The sequence below is a fragment of the Microvirga sp. 3-52 genome, assembly GCF_018383585.1.
In the GTDB taxonomy this organism is placed as follows: Bacteria; Pseudomonadota; Alphaproteobacteria; order Rhizobiales; family Beijerinckiaceae; genus Microvirga.
In genome coordinates, this window is sequence record NZ_JAHAMK010000003.1 from 25542 (window position 1) to 44051 (window position 18510).

Consider the following 18510-nt stretch of genomic DNA (forward strand, 5'->3'; position numbering starts at 1 on the left):
GTCCAACCTGTTGAGGATGTCTTAACCACGGAGGCTTGCGCGAAGCTGGAAACGGAGGAGCAAGCTTCGTGCAAGGCTGTTCGATTACCCCATCGGGCCAGGTTCATGCCGCAGATGGATGCCGCGCCATCAGAGTCGGTCCCATCAGGTCGCCCCTAGTAAAAGAAAGCCCGGAGCTCCTCGATGCAATCTTCGCTTTATGTTGCGCTCTCTGCCCAGGTGGCCATGGAGAAGCGTCTCAACACGATCGCGAACAATGTTGCGAACATGAATACGGGTGGTTTCCGTGCGGATGAGGTGAAGTTCGAGGAAATTCTGTCTCTCGCGGCCAAGGAGAATGTTTCCTTCGCGTCATCCGGGCAAAATTTCGTGTCCCGCCGCACCGGCCCCGTGACCAAGACGGACAATCCCCTCGACGTCGCCATTCAGGGCGAGGCCTGGTTCGCGTTCAACGGGCCGAATGGGGCGGTCTATACCCGGGACGGTCGGTTCAAGATGAACGAGAACGGCGATCTTCTCACCGTGGACGGATACCCGGTTCTCGATGCCGGTGGCACACCCATTGCTCTCGACCCGATGGCCGGCTCCCCGACGATCAGCCGCGACGGCACGATCATGCAGGGGGCTAATCAGGTTGGAGCTATCGGTGTCTTCAACCTGAGAAACGATAGCAGGCTCAGCCGTTTCGGCAATTCCGGCGTGATGTCCAGCATTCCCGGCGAAGTCGTCCAGGATTTCAACGCGACCGGTATTCAACAGGGCTACAGCGAAGGGTCGAACGTCAATCCCGTTATGGAGATGACGAAGATGATCGCGGTTCAAAGAAATTTCGATAGTGCTGCGACGACGATCCAGGAAAGCGAGTCGACTTTCATGGATGCCATCCGCACCCTCGGTCCTAGCTCCTGATTCTAAAGATGAACGCGCTTCAACGACTTGAAGAGTTCGTACTGACCGAAGGGGTCGGGCGCCGGAAGATCCAGATCGCCGGTACCATCCGCGAGGTCAATCCCAGCTATTACCGAGTCTCAGGGCTGTCCCAGTTCGTAAAGCTCGGGGATCGCGTTGGCTTTGCGGCTCATGGAAAGACCCACACCGGAGAAGTCGTCCGCATCGATGATGGCGGGATCACCGTCAAGCCTTTCAATGGTCGCATCGAGGCGGGGATCGGAATGCCTGCCTTCATCGTCGGCCTTACCGGCCTGAGCCCCGATCATAGCTGGCGAGGGCGAGTCATCAACGCTCTCGGCGAGCCGTTGGACGATCTCGGTCCTCTCGTGCCGGGCTCTAGACCTATCCAGAACGATGCTGAGCCTCCGTCCGCCATGACGAGGGCGAGGGTCAAGACACCTTTGAAAACCGGCGTCAAAGCCATCGACCTGTTCACGCCGATCTGTGAAGGGCAGCGCATTGGTATTTTCGCAGGCTCAGGCGTCGGCAAATCCACTCTGCTGACGATGCTTGCCAAGTGCGAGGGTTTCGACACGATCGTCGTCGCATTGGTGGGCGAGCGCGGTCGCGAGGTGCGCGAATTCCTGGAAGGACCTATTCACGCGAACCTGCACAAATCGATCATGGTGGTCTCGACCGGAGACGAGAGCCCCATGATGCGGCGCCAAGCGCCGCGGACGGCAGTGGCGCTCGCAGAATATTTCCGAGATCGCGGCGATTCGGTTCTGCTCATCGTCGATTCCGTGACACGCTACGCGCATGCGGCCCGCGACGTGGCGTTGGCGGCTGGGGAGCCGGCGGTCGCCCGTGGCTACACGCCAAGCGTCTTCAGCGATTTGCCCCGCCTTCTGGAACGGGCAGGTCCGGGAGCGGAGGGAAAAGGTTCGATTACCGGCATCTTCTCGGTACTCATTGATGGTGATGACCACAACGATCCTGTCGCCGACAACATTCGCGGAACGCTTGATGGTCACATCGTTCTGGATCGCTCCATCGCGGATCAAGGGCGGTATCCGGCCATCAATGTCCTGGGGTCGATCTCGCGCCTGGCCGATCATGTCTGGTCGCCGGATCAGAAGGAGCTTGTGCGCCGCCTTCGGGGGCTGATTGCCCGTTTCGAGGATACGCGGGATCTCAGGCTCATGGGCGGCTATCACCCCGGTAACGATCAGGAACTCGACCAGGCGGTCGTTCTTGTCCCGAAGATCTACGAAGCGCTTCGGCAAGATCCGTCCATGCCGGTCAGTCGCGATGCCTTCATGGATCTGGCGCAGGCCCTCAAGCAATAGAATTGTTCACGTCTCGTAGCATCAGCCCTGGAACGGAATACAGCTTCGCACAAGCGTCATGGTGTTAAGTCCAGTTTGAAATCGGTAGGAGCTTTAGATGAGTCTGTATGGCGTTCTTCGCAGTGGCGTTTCTGGTATGAACGCCCAGTCGAACAAGTTGGGTACCGTCGCCGAGAACATCCAGAACTCGAGCACGAACGGATACAAGCGAGCTTCGACGGAGTTCTCGTCCCTCATTCTTCCTTCGAGTGAAGGCAGCTATAACTCCGGCTCCGTCACCAGCAGGGTTCGCTATACGATCGCCGATCAAGGGCCCATCGCTTACACGACGTCCGCGTCGGATCTGGCGATCTCCGGCAACGGCTTCTTCGTGGTGAGTGACCCGAGCGGATCCCCCTACCTGACGCGCGCCGGCAACTTCGTCAAAGACGGGCGGACGGGCAACCTCGTAAACGCCTCCGGGTTCACCCTGATGGGCTACAAGCTGGGAGCGGGAGCCGTCAATCCTTCCTTGAACAGCCTTGACGGCGTCGAGCCGGTCAACATGTCCTCCTTCGCCATGCAGGCCACCGGCTCGACGAATGGAACATTCAAAGGCAATCTGCCGGACGGCGAGCCTGTCATTGCTCCTCCGGCCGTTGTCAGCAAGCAATCGTCGCTCCAAGTCTATGACAAGGTCGGCAACCCGATTAAGATCGACATCGCCTTGACCAAAACGAGCGCGACCGAGTGGACCATTACCGTTAGCAATGGCACGACCTCTGAACCGTTGGTCCCTGCTGTGCCAACAATGACCCTGGAGTTCGATGGGGACGGTCAGCTCATCGGACCCGCTGTACTGAACTTCGATATTCCTGGCGGTGAGCCATTTGCCCTCAATATGGCGGGCATGACGCAACTCGCCGGCGAGTACAATGTCACCGGCGAGGCCAACGGCAATGCGCCGTCTGCTGTAAAGGACGTCGAGTTCGCTTCAGATGGCACCGTCTATGCCGTCTATGAGGACGGAACCCGCGTCGGCGCCTACCGGATTCCCCTGGCGAACGTGTCGAGCCCGGACAATCTGAGCCCTCGCGCCGGCAACGTCTACGAGACGACGGCTGCATCCGGCGGCTATCAGGTCGGCTTCCCGGAAATGTCCGGCTTCGGATCCATTGCATCGGGCGCACTTGAGGGATCGAACGTCGATATCGGCACGGAGCTGACGGCCATGATCGAGGCTCAGACCAGCTACACGGCGAACTCGAAGGTCTTCCAGACCGGATCCGAGCTGCTCGACGTCTTGATGAACCTGAAGCGATAACTCTTTTCCTTTTGCTCAAGGGTCGTTGATCCATGTCTCTGTCAGTAGCCTATAATACGGCGCGCTCATCGTTGCAGGCGTCGCAATCGCAGATGGCGGTTGTGTCTCGCAATACGTCGGGAGCTTCCGATCCGAGCTATTCACGCAAGATCGCGGCTCTCACGACCACCGGCGGGTATGCCCGCATCACGGTCCTCCGGGCCAGCGATCAGGCTCTGTTGGCAAAGATGTTGGAAACGACCTCCGACGCCGCCACTCAGAAGGCCTTGCTGACCGGACTACAGAAGCTGAGCCAGACGATCGGCGACCCTGAGCTGGATCAGTCCCCTGCAGCACGCATCGGCGCGCTGAGCAGCGCGCTCCAGCAATATGCCAATGCACCGGACAACACCGCGCTGGCGCGGGGATTCGTCAATGCAGCATATAATCTGGCCGAGTCCTTGAACCAAGCCACCGTTGCAATCCAAGCCATCCGTCTGGAGGCCGATGGCGGAATGGCGGGTTCGGTTACCCGAATCAACGACCTCTTGCAGAAGTTTGAAAAGGCAAACAACCAAGTAATGAGCGGATCCGCTCTGGGCGCCGATGTCAGCGATGCCATGGATATAAGAGACAGCCTGATTGCTCAGCTCTCTGAAGAAATAGGGGTTGCGGTTGTTCCACGGGCGGGCAATGACATTGCTCTTTATACCGATAGCGGAGTTCCCCTATTCGATCGGACGGCAAGGAAGGTAGAGTTTGCGCCGAAGACGTCCTATGACGCCTCTGTAACGGGTGGGCATGTCCTGATCGACGGAGTCCAGGTGACGGGAACAGGGGCTACAATGCCCTTGAACTCGGGCAACCTTGTCGGATTGGCCCGCCTTCGTGACGATGTGGCGGTGACGTATCAAGCGCAACTCGACGAACTCGCCCGGAGCGTGATCGCCACCTTTGCGGAGAAAGATCAAACCGGTGGAGGGCTGCCGGACATGCCCGGCGTGTTTACGTATCCAGCGGCGACAGATCCGTCTAAGCCAGGGCTTGCGGGCAAGATCAAGGTCAACGAAGCAGTTGATCCCGATAAGATCAGAACCGACATCATCCCGAACGAACGCGGAAAGTACGAGAACATCCGCGATGGCGGCATCAACGGTCTCGGTTACACCTATAACCTTGATGGAAACGCCGACGCCGCCTTCTCCAAGCGCCTCTACGCCTTGGCCGAGGCGATGGTCGCTCAGCGCGATATTGATCCCGCTCTGGGCTTTGGAGAAACCGCTTCCCTGCAGGGTTTCGCCTCTCTCACCGGGAGCTGGCTAGAGGCGTCGCGCCAGAGCGCAAGCCAGAGCGTGGATTACCAGACGACCCTGCTCGGGCATGCCTCTGAGGCGCTTTCGAATGCGACAGATGTCAACATGGACGATGAGACTGCACTCATGCTGCAGTTGGAGAAGTCCTATTCGGCATCGGCGAAGCTGCTGTCGGTCATCGACCAAATGCTCAAAACCCTTCTCAGTGTTGTAGGCTAATCCATGAGAACGACTTTCGTCTCAACAATGTCCCTTTGGAACTCATCCAAGTCGTCCCTGGATAAGCTCCAGGCCAATCTGGTGAAGGCCAACAAGGAACTCGTCTCCGGTCGCGAGGCCGATGTCGGGCTTAAGCTCGGCTACAAGACGGGGACCACATTGTCCCTGCGCCAAGATCGGGCGGAACTCGATGCTCTGACCGACAGCAATACATCTGCGCTCCTGCGGATCAAATCCACCACCAAGGTGCTGGATCAGATCAGAACCACCGCGGACAAGTTCATGGATGCCTTGATCGCGACACCCATGTCTCAAGCAAGCGTTCAGGCGATCGGGTATCAAGCCAGAACCAATCTTGATGGTCTGATCTCGGCTCTCAATACCAATGTCGGAGGCCAATTCATCTTCGGGGGCCTGAATTCTCAGGAAAAGCCGCTCAACAGCTATGCAGGCGGAGCCGCAAAAGCCGCTGTCGATGCTGCTTTCACAGCAGGGCCGCCTGCCGGATTTGGCTTTGGTCAGAACGCAGCGGGCGTATCGGCGATCACCCCCCTTCAGATGGAAAAGTTCCTGGACGATTCTTTCGCGAACCTTTTCAAGGCGGGCGGCTGGGAGGAATGGTCCAACGCGTCGAGCGAGAACATCCAGAGCCGGATCTCCCCACAAGAGAAGCTCGAGGCATCCGCCAATGCCAACGATGAAGCGATCCAGAAATTGACGATGGCCTATACGATGATCTTTGATCTCGGCCTCAGCAATCTCAATGATCAGACGAGGGAAGTTCTCGTCAACAGGGCCATCGAGACCTTCTCTGCCGCCATCACTGGCTTGACGGGCATGCAGGCGAAGCTGGGAACCGTGCAGGAGAAAATCGAGCAGGCGGGTGAGAGAATGAGCCTGCAGAAGGATATCCTGGACGAGAAGATCACGCATTTGGAAGCGGTCGATCCTGCTGAAGCAAAGATCAGAATCGACCAGCTGTCGACGCAGCTTCAAACATCATACTCTTTGACGGCCCAACTCAAGAATTTGAGTCTGATCAACTTCATCTGATTGCCGGAGTTCAGTAATGTATCGTTTTTCTTACGCTGAAGTGATCGAAGACTCTTCCAGGGAAGGCCGTCAACGGGAATTTGAGCTCTTCGACCGCGCCATCAACCTGATGAAGGCAGCTGAGGGGAAGCCTTCCCAATCCCCTGAAATGATCGATGCGATCGTTTTCATTCAACGACTGTGGACCTTCCTGATCAAGGATCTGGGTCATCCTGACAACGGATTGCCCGACCAGCTGAAAGGTCAGCTCATTTCCATCGGGCTTTGGGTGATGCGTGAATCGGACCGTGTGGTCCGGGGTGAGCAGAAGAGCCTTGAAGCGCTGATCGATATCAATGCCATGATCCAGGAGGGTCTGAAATGAAAGCCAAAATGAGATTCTCCCTGAAGGCCGGTGAACGCATCTTCATCAATGGAGCCGTTCTGACCGTCAGCCAGAAGGTGACGTTGAGCCTCCTGAACGAAGCGCGCTTCCTTCTGGAGAGCCATGTCCTCCAGGTCACTGAGGCGACGACCCCAATGCGTCAGCTCTATTTCGTCGTGCAATCTCTCCTGATCAATCCGCAGGAAGCGGGCAAGGTCATGGGCGCATTCCGCAAGCTGCACGATGCCTTGGTCCAAGTCGCCGCCGATGAAGGAGTGAAGGATACATTGGGCAAGGTCGGTGACCTTGTGGAAGCTGATCGCACATTCGATGCGTTGAAGCTTATTCGAACCCTGTTCGAGCCGGTCGAGGCCCAACAATCCGCACCGGCGGAGCCCGCCGCGGTTCAGGCGGCATAATCCAGGATTTTCATGATGAACGTCTCCTCTGTCTCCAGCACATTCACGACTCAGCGGGCAGCCGCAACTGAGACGTCTTCGACTGCGACCTACGACAACTTCCTGAAGCTGTTGATGACGCAGATGAAGAATCAGGACCCGACTGAGCCGATGAAGTCGACCGATTACATGGCTCAGCTTGCGACTTTCTCTCAGGTCGAGCAGACGGTGAAAAGCAATTCCAAGCTCGATGCGCTACTGGTTTCTTCAGCGTGGTCGCAAGCAGACAGCGTTATTGGCCGCACTGTCACGACGGCCGATGGCAAGGTATCCGGCGAGGTATCGTCCGTCACGATCACGAGCGAAGGTGCCGTCGCAAAGCTCAAGGATGGGACGCACCTCCTTCTCGGCCCGGGCATCATTGTGAGCTGACCATGAACGAAGTCGATGCCCTCGAGCTTGTTCGGGCAGCCATTTGGACCGTCATCATTGCTGCAGGGCCTGCCGTCGCTGCAGCGATGGTCATAGGCATCGTCATCGCTCTGCTTCAGGCACTGACGCAGATCCAAGAGGTCACTCTCACATTTATCCCGAAGATCATCGCCATTCTGGTGGTAGCCCTCGTAACCGGGTCCTTCGTCGGGTCGCAGATCTTTGCCTTCACCGAACTGGTCTACGGCAAGATTGTAACAGGATTCTAGGTTGCCGTCACTTGAGCGGCATAGTGGGCAAGGGTCGGCTCCTTAAGGTGGGGCGCGACCCTCGCGCAAGCTTCATGGTCCATGTGTCAGTCTAATCGTCCACCCGTTGAGCTGACAGGCAAATGGAAGCAACTGAAGTTACAGCCCTGGGGCGCGGCAGGGATCTGGCATTTGCCGGCGTCGTGGTCGGTATTCTGGCCATTCTCTTTCTCCCGATCCCGCCGCTTGCGATCGACATGGGGCTCGCCTTCTCTGTGGCGCTGTCCGTCCTGATCCTGATGGTGGCGCTCTGGATTCAGAAACCTCTTGAGTTCTCAGCCTTTCCCACGGTCCTCCTCATTGCAACTTTGTTGCGTCTCGCGCTGAGTATTGCCTCGACGCGCCTGATCCTGTCGGATGGCCATAAAGGTGTCGATGCTGCCGGCCATGTGATCAGTGGCTTTTCCCAATTCGTGATGAGCGGCGATTTCGTTATCGGTATCGTCGTCTTCATCATCCTGATCACCGTCAACTTCCTGGTCATCACCAAAGGTGCCACCCGTATCGCCGAGGTGGGCGCCCGGTTCACGCTCGACGCCATTCCCGGTAAGCAGATGGCCATCGATGCCGATCTGTCCGCGGGTCTGATCGACGAGAAGGAAGCCCAGAAGAGGCGGCGCGAACTCGAAGAGGAAAGCGCCTTCTTCGGATCGATGGACGGTGCTTCAAAATTTGTCCGCGGCGAGGCCGTTGCAAGTTTGATCACGATCGCCGTCAACATCTTCGGCGGCATCATCATCGGTGTCACGCGCCACGGCATGCCTCTGTCCAAAGCTGCCGATGTCTTCACTCAGCTTTCCGTTGGCGACGGCTTGGTCAGCCAGATCCCCGCTCTCGTCGTCTCTCTGGCAGCCGGTCTTCTGGTGTCGAAGGGAGGAACGCGGGGGCAAGCCCAGAAGGCCGTTCTCGATCAGCTCGGAGCCTACCCGAGAGCACTGATGGTCGCATCGGCCCTGATGTTCGTCTTTGCCATTGTGCCTGGCCTGCCGATGATCCCGTTCCTGCTGCTCGGCGGCTGCATGGGCTTCATCGCCTACTCGATTCCGAAGCACAGAGCGGACCAGGAAGCTCAGGTTGAGGCTAAGCTTGCGGAGGCACAGCAGAAGAATCTCCTGGAATCGCGAGACTCGGTCAAGGAATCCCTGAAGCTCGCCGAAATTGAACTTTGCCTCGGCAAGCATCTGGCCTCGTATCTGTCGAGCTCGCATGGAGATCTGGCGCACCGCGTGAGTAAGATGCGCAAGAAATTCGCCCAGGATTACGGTTTCGTCCTTCCGGATGTGAAGCTTTCGGACAGTCTCATGATTCCGCCGAAGAGCTATCAGATCAAAATCCACGGTACTGTTGTGGCGACGCAGGAAATTCGCCCGGGCGATCTCCTCGTCGTGCTCGGAGACGGTCCGATGCCCGACGTGCCGGGTGATGAGGTCCGGGAGCCGGCCTTTGGGATGAAAGCCCTTTGGGTTTCAGATGTCTATCTGAACGAGGTCAAACGACAGGGCTTTCAGGCGGTGGATGGGGCATCGGTTCTCCTGACCCATCTGAGCGAGGTGATCCGCAACAACCTGCCTCAGCTCCTGTCCTACAAGGATGTCCGCAATCTCCTGGATGGGCTCGATTCCGAGTACAAGCGCTTGCTCGATGATATCTGCCCCTCGCAGATCTCCTATTCGGGTCTCCAGTCCGTATTGAAGCTCCTGTTGGCTGAGCGCGTATCCATCCGCAACCTGAGCCTGATCCTTGAGGCGATCGCCGAGATTGCTCCTCATGCCCGCCGGGCTGAGCAACTGGTGGAGCATGTGCGGGTTCGGATCGCCCAGCAGATCTGCGGCGATCTCGCGGAAGGGGGCGCCTTGAATGTGCTGAGACTCGGCAACAGATGGGATATCGCATTCCATCAGAGCCTGAAACGTGATGCAAAAGGCGACGTTGTCGAGTTCGACATCGATCCGCGTCTCGTCGAACAGTTCGGGGCCGAGGCTTCCGAAGCCATCAAGGCCCGCATGGGCCAGGTTCATACCTTCGCCATCGTAACGGCGCCGGACGCTCGCCCTTATGTACGCATGATCATCGAGCGCATGTTCTCCTCGCTGCCCGTTCTGTCACATCTGGAAATTGCCCGAGGAGTCGAGGTCAACTCGCTTGGTACGGTCTCGTGAACCAGGTAACGCCCGAGATCCTGCTGGGGATCTTCCTGATCTTCTGCCGGATCGGCGGATGTCTGATGATCGCTCCGGGCTTCTCGAGTAACCGGATTCCGATCCAGGTACGGCTCTTTATAGGCTTGGCCACCAGTCTGGCGCTGGCGCCGATCCTTCTCGAGAAGGTTCAAACCAGCATCCCGTCTCAGGCTCCTGCTGCGATCCTCGTCTATATTCTCTCGGAACTGCTGACGGGCATCCTGATCGGCTTGTTGGGACGCGTCTATTTCATGGCGTTGCAGACCATGTTGAGTGCCGTGGCGATGGCCCTGAGCCTCGGCGGCATGCCGGGAACGCCGATCGATGAGGCCGAACCCCTTCCTCCGATCAGTTCCTTCATCATGATGGTGGCAACGGCTGTCCTCTTCCTGTCGGACCTTCATTGGGAGCTGTTTCGAGGGCTCATCGCCTCGTACTCACGGCTGCCTTTGGGGGAGGGGCTGGGCATGAGGCTCTCGCTGACGCAGCTGGTCGACCAGATCGGTATCGCCTTCGTCCTTGCCCTCAGGATCAGCAGCCCCTTCATTCTATACTCGGTAATCGTCAACTTGGCGGTCGGACTGACAAACAAGCTCACGCCGCAGATTCCGGTTTATTTCCTGGCAACTCCTTTCATCATGCTCGGCGGATTGCTCATCATATACTTCGCAGCAAGCGACTATGTGCTCCTCTTCATGGACGCTTTTTCAACTTGGCTTCGAGACGGGTAGGCTGGATGAGACAGAGAATCCGGAAGATCGACCGCATTCTGAAAGTGCAGCAGCATCTCCAGAAGGAAGCCGAGCTGAAGCTCGGCCATCTTGAGCGAGAAGCGTCCGAACTCAAGGTCGCCCAGGAAACGCTCATTCAGACGATGAACGATCACGAGACGCTCCACGGCCTCTTCGTCGATGTCGCTGCCAAGCGCCTGCAAGGATTGGCTTCTCAAGCCAGCGCAGTAGACAGGGCGAAGGTGGCGCAGAAGGCCGTCACCATCGACAAGGCCATGCAGGCGAAGCGGACGGAGAAGATGCTGTCCGGCCTCAGGGATCAGGAGAGACGGGAGACTGAGAAAAAGGATCTCGCCTCCATTCTCGAGCTGCTTGCGAAGGGCGCGAGCGCAAGCTTCCCGTAAGCTAGCCGCGCTACAGGTATTCTCAAGTATAGAAACTTGAGAGATGCGAGATGGCGATCAGCCCTCCCTCAGATATTGTCAACGACGTCGCGCGGGCGGCGGATCCTGCGCGGTATCAAGCTGCTGCGCAGAAGCTTCTCGATGGCGCGTCCGCCGTGGACGGCGCCAGCTTCGAGGACGCCGTGAAGTCGGTGGCCGGCCAGCCTCTGATGACGTCCGGTGCCGATGTTTATACCTTGCGAAACTCTCTTCGTAACGATGCCGAGCTGGCCGGTGCTGCCAGGACGAAGAAGGCCCACCAGGAATTCGAAGCCTATATTCTTCAGACCTTCGTCGAATCCATGCTTCCGAAGGATGCGGAGAACACCTACGGCAAGGGCAATGCCGGCTCGATCTGGAAGTCCATGATGGCTGAGCAGATCGGGGCGCAGATTTCGCGAGTGGGCGGCATAGGCATCGCGAAGCGGCTTCTCGGCTCCCGGGAGGCCGGGCCGTCAGCCGACATCCCGGCCCCTCCGGCGTCGCCGTCCTTCTCCGGCAAGTTCTCACCCCAAAAGATATGACCGGGATGGCCGTCCACCATCGCCATTAAGCAGGAAGCAACATGATGCTGATGAAGTCTCTCGATCGTCTTGAAGAAACTCTGGACATGGAAACGTCCGCTCTCATGGCGCGGGATCTGTCCAACCTTGAGGAGTTCAACCGGCGCAAGAGCCAATGCCTCCTCGAGATCAGCCGGATCGTCCGCACGGCCGAGATCCATGCGCTCGATCAGAAGGCGACGAAGCGCCTCCAGGATCTCCAGGTCAAGATCGAGGCCAACCAGGACATTCTGCGGCGTCACATGCATGCCGTGCAGGAGGTTGCAGGCATCATCTCGAACGCGATCCAGAACGCGGAATCCGACAGCACATACTCGGCGCATATGAACAGGGCGGGCTTCGGCGCATGATGAAGAACGTCATGGCGGGCTTCTGGGTTTGCGCGGTCACGCTGGCATCCTGCTACGCGGCCGTAACCTGGACCGTCGGAAAGGCGCCCGCGGAGGAGAAGGGGAGTTACGAAGGATTGCAGTATAAGAAGCTGCCTCCGATGAATATCCCCATCGTCGCGGAAGGGGCGGTGCAGGGCTATGTGATCGCGAACCTGGTCTTTACGGCCGATGCGAAAACGCTGCGCGAGATCTCCGTGCCTCCCGAGGCCTTCATCCAGGACGAAGTCTTTCGCTACGTCTACGCCGATGAGACGCTCGATTTCAAAAAGCTCTCTCGCTACAACGTCAATGGGATGATCGGCAATGTCCGAGAGAGAATCAACAAGCGGTTAGGTGCCGAGATCGTCAAGGAGATCTTGGTCGAGAATTTCAACTTCGTCGATAAGTCCGACATCCGCTCCTAGCGCCGACATTCGATCCGAAGCGGCAGGGCGGTGGGGCCTGGGAAATTGTTTATGAGCTATTGCCTGATCGTTGATGACTCCCGCGTGATCCGCAAGGTTTCCCGCGAAATCGTCGAGAGCCTCGATTTCCGAGTCTCCGAAGCCGAGAACGGGGAGGCGGGCCTGAAGGCCTGCCACACCGAGATGCCGGACGTGATCCTCCTCGACTGGAACATGCCCGTCATGGACGGCTACAGCTTCCTCAAGGAGCTGCGCAGCACACCGGAAGGCCAAGCCCCGAAGGTCGTCTTCTGCACGACGGAGAACGGCCTGGAGCATATCACGCGCGCGCTGGAAGCTGGCGCGGACGAGTATGTCATGAAGCCTTTCGATAAGGGCATTCTCGCGGCCAAACTCCACGAGCTCGGTGTTCTTCCTGTGTCGCATTCGGTGTGAGACGATGGCTTTATCTCCAGTACCCCAGACGAGCCAGGTTCCCGGTCGCCTCACCCGCGTGATGATCGTGGATGACAGCGCCGTCATTCGCGGCATGATCGGCCGATGGCTGACGGAAGCGGGCGGCTTCGATATCGTGGCAACGGCCTCCAACGGCCGGATGGCGGTCGATGCGGCGGAACGCTCGAAGCCCGAGATCATCCTGCTCGATATCGAGATGCCGGAAGTCGACGGCCTTGCCGCTCTTCCGCTGATCCTGAAGGCGCATCCGGCCAGCAAGGTGATCGTGATATCGACCCTGACGCAGAGAAATGCCGAGATCTCGCTGAAATGCCTTTCTCTCGGCGCCGTCGATTATCTGGCGAAGCCGGAAAGCGCCCGTGCTGCGGGCGCGGCGGCGGATTTCCGCCGCGACCTCGTCGAGAAAATGCGGGCGCTGAGTGAAACGAAACTCCGCCAGCCCAGGACCATTGCGGCACCGGCTCCCACCATCGTCTCCCCGACCCCGCGGCCGGCCGCGAGGCCCAGCGCCACGAAGCCTCAATGCCTGCTCATCGGTTCGTCGACGGGCGGCCCACGGGCCGTCGAGCGGGTTCTCCTCGACATGAAGCCGGCGCTGGCCAACATCCCCGTGCTGATCGTCCAGCACATGCCGGCGATGTTCACCGCGGTGTTCGCGGAGCATCTGCACACGCTGCTGTCGGTTCCGGCGCGGGAGGCGAGGGACGGGGACGTCGTCGCTCCGGGAACGATCCTCGTCGCTCCCGGCGGGCGGCACATGGGCGTCGTGACCTCCGGAGGCAGGGCGACGATCCGGCTCAATGACGGGCCGCCCGAGAATTTCTGCCGCCCGGCCGTCGACGTCCTGTTCCGGGAGGCTGCCGCGATCTATGGCGCCTCGGCCCTTGCCGTGGTCCTGACCGGCATGGGCTCGGACGGGACCCACGGCGCACGCTTCCTCACGAAAGCGGGCGCGACCGTGATCGCCCAGGACGAAGCGACGAGCATCGTCTGGGGCATGCCGGGCAGCATCGTGAAGGCGGGCCTCGCCCACGAGGTCCTTCCCTTGGAATCAATCGGCCGTTCGCTGAAGGGCCTCATCACGGGATCTTCGAAATGACCGAAGCCGAATTCGAAGCCCTGCGCGTCTTCCTGAAGGCCCGGTCAGGCCTGGCGCTCTCTCCGGACAAGCGATACCTCGTCGAAAGCCGCCTCTCGTCCGTCTGCACGCGCTTCAAGCTCGAGAGCCTCTCGCACCTCGTCCGTGAGATCAGGACCAGCCGCTCGGTCGCGCTCGAGAAGGCGACGATCGAAGCGATGACGACCAACGAGACCTTCTTCTTTCGCGACAAGACGCCGTTCGATCTCTTCCAGGATGTCCTGCTTCCCAAGTATCTCAAGGAGCGCGCCTCCAGCCGCCGGCTGCGGATCTGGTGCGCTGCGGCGTCGAGCGGCCAGGAGCCGTACTCGCTGGCGATGCTCCTGAAGGAGGCGTCCGCCCGGATGCCGGGCTGGCACATCGACATCGTCGCGTCCGACATTTCTACGGAAGTGCTGGAGAAGGCGAAGGCCGGTGTCTACAACCAGTTCGAGGTGCAGCGCGGATTGCCGATCCGGCTCCTCGTGAAGTACTTCACCCAGACAGGGGACCAATGGCAGATCTCGCCCGAGATCCGCTCCATGGTGGATTTCCGCTATCTCAACCTCCTCGACGATTTCAGCCGCCTCGGCCCCTTCGACATCGTCTATTGCCGCAACGTGCTGATCTATTTCGATGCGCCTCTCAAGGCCGACGTCCTGCGCAGGATCGCCAACACGATGGCGGCGGACGGCTCGCTCCTGCTCGGCGCCTCCGAGACCGTGCTCGGGGTCACCGACGCCCTGACGCTCGATCCGGCCCATCGCGGTCTCTATTCGAAGACTGCGACGGCCAATGCGCCAAAGGTGTTTGCCGTCGCTGCACGCTAGGCGTCACGAGAACCAAATGCCGACTTCTTCATGAGAAGCGTCCGGTCGATGGCTGGGCGCTTTTTCTATTCGGTATCGGGAGTCGCTATAGTTAACAAATTGTAAATACAAAGTTTTTTGCAAAAAACGATGTCATTCTGCTTGACGGGGCAGGCCGGCGTCAGTAAACAGGAAGCACACGCACCGCAGACGAAGTGCTCATTCACTTCAGGTGCCGAGAAAGCACTATGGTACGCCTTCGCGTGAAGGCCAGGCATGATGCCAATCCATTTTGCCGGTAAAAGCCCGGATGTCATGTGAGCAGCGGATCGAGATTTCCCTCGAGGCATGAAGCCCCTCCGCTGGGTCGGTTAAACTCCGACATTCCCTGAAAAAACTCACATCATTCAAGGAAGAAGCACATGTCTTCGATCAATACGAACCTCTCCGCCATGACCGCCCTGCAGTCGCTGAAGTCGACGCAGAATGCCATGAACAAGACCCAGAACCAGATCTCCACGGGTCTGCGCGTCGGTGAAGCCTCGCACAACGCCTCCTACTGGTCGATCTCGACCCAGATGAAGTCCGACAACGGCGCTCTCGGTGCTGTGAAGGACGCCATCGGCCAGTCGAAGTCCATGATCAACACCTTCACCTCCGCCATGGACAAGACTCTCACCTATCTGAACAAGATGAAGGAAGGTCTGGTGACTGCCCGTCAGCCGGGTGCTGACAAAGCAAAGATCCAAGGCGAGTTCGATGCACACATCGCAGGTATGCAGAGCGCAGCCGCTTCGGCCACCTTTAACGAACAGAACTGGCTGAAGGGCGTTGCTCCGGCGGATGCTACGGAACATCCTCAGCTCGTCGTCTCCTATGACGGCAAGACCAACGCAGTTCAGACGCTGGCAATCGATACCACCAAAACTCAGCTCTTCTCGCCCGGTGGCACTACCGGTATCCTAGAGAAGAGCCTCGGAACTGCTTCTACTGCTGCCGGCGGCGGCGCGCTTGTGGCGATCGAGGACATCGACATCGCCTCGGCGACGACCGTTCAGATCGACGCTGCTCTCGAGTCAGTCGATGCCGCGATCAAGGCAGTGACGGAAGGTTCGGCCATGCTTGGCGCTAATAAGGCGCTTCTTGAGACGCAGGAAGAGTTCATCGGCGCTCTCTCGGACAACCTCACAGCTGGCGTCAGCACCTTCATCGATGCCGACATGAACGAGGCTTCGACCCGCTACCAGGCTCTGCAGACCCAGCAGCAGCTCGGCGTGCAGGCTCTCTCGATGGCGAACCAGAACAGCCAGATGATCCTGAAGCTCTTCCAGTAAGAGTTCCAGAATCCACCTGAAGGGAGCCTCGCCTTGCAAAGGGCGAGGCTTCTTTCGTTGGGAAGGAATGTCGCGATGCTGAAGAAGCTGTCGTTCTGTATACACTCCCGAATCGCGAGACTAACGGCTGGACTGGCCTCCATTGCGGCGTTGCTCGCGGTCCCGACCGCAGCCGACGCCGTGGCGAACTGGTTCGGATCATGGGACTACGTCCTCAGGCACGATGCCGACGGACAGCCGATGGCGGCCTTTGCCCGCCTACGTGGTGAGGGCGGCTCCCTCCTATGGCTGACCTGCCAGCGCCAAGTACTGGACAGCGAAGAGCCGCCGGTCTCCTTCATCACGGCGGCGGTTGCCCAGAAGCAATATCTCGGTCGGAGCGACTCCCGCGGGCGGAGTACGGTTTACTGGTTCGACGGCGGCTCTCCGGAGGTGGGGCACTGGATCTACCGCGACCGGTACGGCCAGATCCCGGAGCCCGAACAGGTTCATGCCTTCATCGACAGGCTCGCTCGGGCGCAGAGCCTGTCCGTCGAGTTGTCGAACTACCGTTATGAAACCCGGAAGCTCGAGTTCCACCTCAATGCCGGCGACACCAGGAACGTTGCCGAAAGGTTCAGGAAGGATTGCGGGGATATTCTCCGCGAAACACCACTCGATCCTTGAGTCGGGCTTGATCGAAAACGAATTACGGAAAGCAGCTCCATGATCAGTACATCGGTACGTTACAAGATCATTTCGGACAATCTCACGCGGACCAAGGCGCTGATCGAGAAGGAGCCTGCGAACAAGCGCGAGATCGAGTACTATCAGGCCAACATCAAGACCATCAAAACGATCGACGAGTTCATCAAAAACGATCGCATCTTCAAGTTCGCCATGAAGGCCTATGGACTCGAGGACATGGCTTTCGGCAAAGGCTTTATCAAGAAGCTGCTCCAGGAAGGCATCTCAAAATCGACGAGCATGGCGAACAAGATGACGAATCCTCTCTACAAGGAATTCGCCAAGGCGTTCGATTTCGTCGGGAAGGGGGCTGCTGCGACCTCTGCCGCGAGCGCTACGACCGAGGCTGTCGAAAAGTATGTACAGCTGACGCTTGAAAAGAAGGAGGGCGAACAGAACGAGGGAGTTCAGCTTGCCATGTACTTCAAGCGCAAGGCGTCATCGGTGACGACGACGATGGGCGTCCTCGCCGACAAAGCGCTTCTCAAATTCGTTCAGACGACATTCGGTATCCCCGAGTCTGCCTCCAAAGCCGATCTCGATATTCAGGTGCGAAACCTGGAAAAGCACCTTAACGTGAAAGACCTTCAGGATCCGAAGAAGGTCGACAAGCTTATTCAGCGCTTCAGCGCCATGTGGGATGTCAAGAACGCCAGCACGACGCAGATGGCTCCCGTCCTGACGCTGTTCGACCAATCCTCGGTTCAGGAAGGCTTCAGCGTCGACCTGATGATGAGCATCACCAAGCTCAGGCTCGGCGGCTTCTGACCCGCTATTTCGAGATGACGTCCACGACGATCCGCTCGGTGACCGGCGTCGCGTCGGAAGGGGCGCTCACGACGAAGACGCCGCTGCATATGGTCGTGAGCTTGCGGACCGGCGTGCGGTGCTTGTCGGCGCCGATCAGGTAGTTCACCGTGTAGTAGGGCTCGCCGCCGATGAAGTCCGTCTGCTTGCTCTCGAAGACGTAGCCGATCTGGGTCGGGCTGATCCTGTAGACCGTTCGCGGCGGCCCCCAGGCGGCAATGCGCGCGGAGATGGGCCTTCCGATATAATCCGAACACGACAGGGCGAGCGTTTCATAGGTCGTCGGCACGCAGCCGCCGACGCTGACAGCCGCCGCGAGTGTCACGAAGAGCGTTCTCAAGAAGATCTCCCAGGCAAACCGATGTTCACTTCGGTTCGACATTATACGTTGATCCCGAGGGACCGAAGCTCTTCCTGGGAATGTAGTAAACCTCAGGCCGAAACCGACGGGACTGCGGACGCGTCTCGTCAGGCTCGGGCAAGCTCGCGATGCGATAGGAAAGGCGTACCTCCAAGTGATGAGGAGAGAGCCGTGTCTGTCGTTCTGGTGCCGGTTGTTGCTGCATCCCTGGTCGGGCTGATCGGGACGCCTGTCGTCCGCCTCATGGTATCCTCGAAGAGAACGAGGCTTTGGGCGAGAAGCCGCAGCCTGGCGCAGAGCCGGTATTGAGTGAAACGATGCCTCGACGTACCGAGGCGCCGATTTCATCTTCGCCGATCATGATTGAAGCCGCAGGAAGCGATCCCGCTGGTTTGCCGGATACGCCATCTCATCCATTGTAGACAGAGGCTCGGCGCCAAAGAGGCGCGGTTGTATTCGAAATCGCCCAATACTGATCGTCCCTCTTCGTTCAGGGAGGTCGGCATCTCACGATGAGGCCGATTGCTTGCTCTGTTGCTGGAAGTCAACAGTGTCGAGTCGTTCGTGACCTTGCGACG

23 protein-coding genes are annotated in these 18510 nt (G+C 58.8%); 22 read left to right on the top strand and 1 reads right to left on the bottom strand.

Features of this window, described 5'->3' with window-relative positions:
• The first annotated feature begins 183 nt into the window (after positions 1-183).
• The 21 genes from flgF to KHP60_RS03635 all read left to right on the top strand — a co-directional run bounded on the left by flgF (position 184) and on the right by KHP60_RS03635 (position 17532).
• Positions 184-909, top strand: coding sequence for a flagellar basal-body rod protein FlgF (gene flgF, locus KHP60_RS03535; RefSeq protein WP_213562196.1), 726 nt, complete (start codon positions 184-186; stop codon positions 907-909).
• Positions 910-917: 8 nt separating this feature from the next.
• Positions 918-2240, top strand: a complete 1323-nt coding sequence (gene fliI, locus KHP60_RS03540; protein ID WP_213562197.1) for a flagellar protein export ATPase FliI — start codon at positions 918-920, stop codon at positions 2238-2240.
• Between the two features lie 97 nt (positions 2241-2337).
• Positions 2338-3543, top strand: coding sequence for a flagellar hook protein FlgE (locus tag KHP60_RS03545; protein WP_213562198.1), 1206 nt, complete (start codon positions 2338-2340; stop codon positions 3541-3543).
• A gap of 32 nt (positions 3544-3575) precedes the next feature.
• On the top strand, positions 3576-5054 hold the full coding sequence (gene flgK, locus KHP60_RS03550) for a flagellar hook-associated protein FlgK (protein WP_213562199.1): 1479 nt from the start codon (positions 3576-3578) through the stop codon (positions 5052-5054).
• A gap of 3 nt (positions 5055-5057) precedes the next feature.
• On the top strand, positions 5058-6107 hold the full coding sequence (locus KHP60_RS03555) for a flagellar hook-associated family protein (RefSeq protein WP_283770670.1): 1050 nt from the start codon (positions 5058-5060) through the stop codon (positions 6105-6107).
• 16 nt (positions 6108-6123) lie between these two features.
• Positions 6124-6471, top strand: a complete 348-nt coding sequence (flaF, locus tag KHP60_RS03560) for a flagellar biosynthesis regulator FlaF (RefSeq protein WP_213562201.1) — start codon at positions 6124-6126, stop codon at positions 6469-6471.
• A complete protein-coding gene (gene flbT, locus KHP60_RS03565) occupies positions 6468-6890 on the top strand; it encodes a flagellar biosynthesis repressor FlbT (protein ID WP_213562202.1) in 423 nt (140 codons plus the stop codon). The genes flaF and flbT overlap by 4 nt, the downstream gene beginning before the upstream one ends.
• Positions 6891-6905: 15 nt before the next feature.
• Entirely contained in the window at positions 6906-7301 is a 396-nt protein-coding gene (gene flgD, locus KHP60_RS03570) for a flagellar hook assembly protein FlgD (RefSeq protein ID WP_213562358.1), read from the top strand.
• 2 nt (positions 7302-7303) lie between these two features.
• Complete coding sequence (locus KHP60_RS03575; protein ID WP_213562203.1) at positions 7304-7570, top strand: flagellar biosynthetic protein FliQ; 267 nt, start codon at positions 7304-7306, stop codon at positions 7568-7570.
• 122 nt (positions 7571-7692) lie between these two features.
• Positions 7693-9768 carry a flagellar biosynthesis protein FlhA gene (gene flhA / locus KHP60_RS03580; protein WP_213562204.1) on the top strand — a complete coding sequence of 692 codons (2076 nt, stop codon included), beginning with the start codon at positions 7693-7695 and terminating at the stop codon, positions 9766-9768.
• Positions 9765-10520 (top strand): flagellar biosynthesis protein FliR, encoded by a 756-nt coding sequence (gene fliR / locus KHP60_RS03585; protein WP_213562205.1) that lies wholly within the window; start codon positions 9765-9767, stop codon positions 10518-10520. The genes flhA and fliR overlap by 4 nt, the downstream gene beginning before the upstream one ends.
• Positions 10521-10525: 5 nt before the next feature.
• A complete protein-coding gene (locus KHP60_RS03590; RefSeq protein WP_213562206.1) occupies positions 10526-10924 on the top strand; it encodes a hypothetical protein in 399 nt (132 codons plus the stop codon).
• Positions 10925-10974: 50 nt separating this feature from the next.
• Positions 10975-11487 carry a rod-binding protein gene (locus tag KHP60_RS03595; RefSeq protein ID WP_213562207.1) on the top strand — a complete coding sequence of 171 codons (513 nt, stop codon included), beginning with the start codon at positions 10975-10977 and terminating at the stop codon, positions 11485-11487.
• 41 nt (positions 11488-11528) lie between these two features.
• A complete protein-coding gene (locus tag KHP60_RS03600; protein WP_213562208.1) occupies positions 11529-11876 on the top strand; it encodes a flagellar protein FlgN in 348 nt (115 codons plus the stop codon).
• Positions 11873-12322, top strand: a complete 450-nt coding sequence (locus tag KHP60_RS03605; protein ID WP_249688479.1) for a hypothetical protein — start codon at positions 11873-11875, stop codon at positions 12320-12322. Before KHP60_RS03600 ends, KHP60_RS03605 begins: the two co-directional genes overlap by 4 nt.
• Before the next feature lie 51 nt (positions 12323-12373).
• Positions 12374-12757 carry a PleD family two-component system response regulator gene (locus KHP60_RS03610; RefSeq protein WP_213562209.1) on the top strand — a complete coding sequence of 128 codons (384 nt, stop codon included), beginning with the start codon at positions 12374-12376 and terminating at the stop codon, positions 12755-12757.
• Positions 12758-12761: 4 nt separating this feature from the next.
• Positions 12762-13877, top strand: coding sequence for a chemotaxis response regulator protein-glutamate methylesterase (locus KHP60_RS03615; protein ID WP_213562210.1), 1116 nt, complete (start codon positions 12762-12764; stop codon positions 13875-13877).
• Entirely contained in the window at positions 13874-14725 is an 852-nt protein-coding gene (locus KHP60_RS03620) for a protein-glutamate O-methyltransferase CheR (RefSeq protein WP_213562211.1), read from the top strand. The genes KHP60_RS03615 and KHP60_RS03620 overlap by 4 nt, the downstream gene beginning before the upstream one ends.
• Before the next feature lie 401 nt (positions 14726-15126).
• On the top strand, positions 15127-16038 hold the full coding sequence (locus tag KHP60_RS03625) for a flagellin (RefSeq protein WP_213562212.1): 912 nt from the start codon (positions 15127-15129) through the stop codon (positions 16036-16038).
• Between the two features lie 75 nt (positions 16039-16113).
• Positions 16114-16704, top strand: a complete 591-nt coding sequence (locus KHP60_RS03630) for a hypothetical protein (protein ID WP_213562213.1) — start codon at positions 16114-16116, stop codon at positions 16702-16704.
• A gap of 39 nt (positions 16705-16743) precedes the next feature.
• Positions 16744-17532: a DUF1217 domain-containing protein gene (locus KHP60_RS03635; protein WP_213562214.1), complete on the top strand. Its 789-nt coding sequence runs from the start codon at positions 16744-16746 to the stop codon at positions 17530-17532.
• A 4-nt stretch (positions 17533-17536) separates the two neighbouring features.
• On the opposite strand, the gene KHP60_RS03640 is transcribed toward KHP60_RS03635, so the two are convergent.
• A complete protein-coding gene (locus KHP60_RS03640; RefSeq protein WP_213562215.1) occupies positions 17537-17911 on the bottom strand; it encodes a hypothetical protein in 375 nt (124 codons plus the stop codon).
• A 192-nt stretch (positions 17912-18103) separates the two neighbouring features.
• Here KHP60_RS03640 and KHP60_RS03645 point away from each other — a divergent pair, with 192 nt between their 5' ends.
• Complete coding sequence (locus KHP60_RS03645) at positions 18104-18241, top strand: hypothetical protein (protein ID WP_213562216.1); 138 nt, start codon at positions 18104-18106, stop codon at positions 18239-18241.
• Positions 18242-18510: the final 269 nt, after the last annotated feature.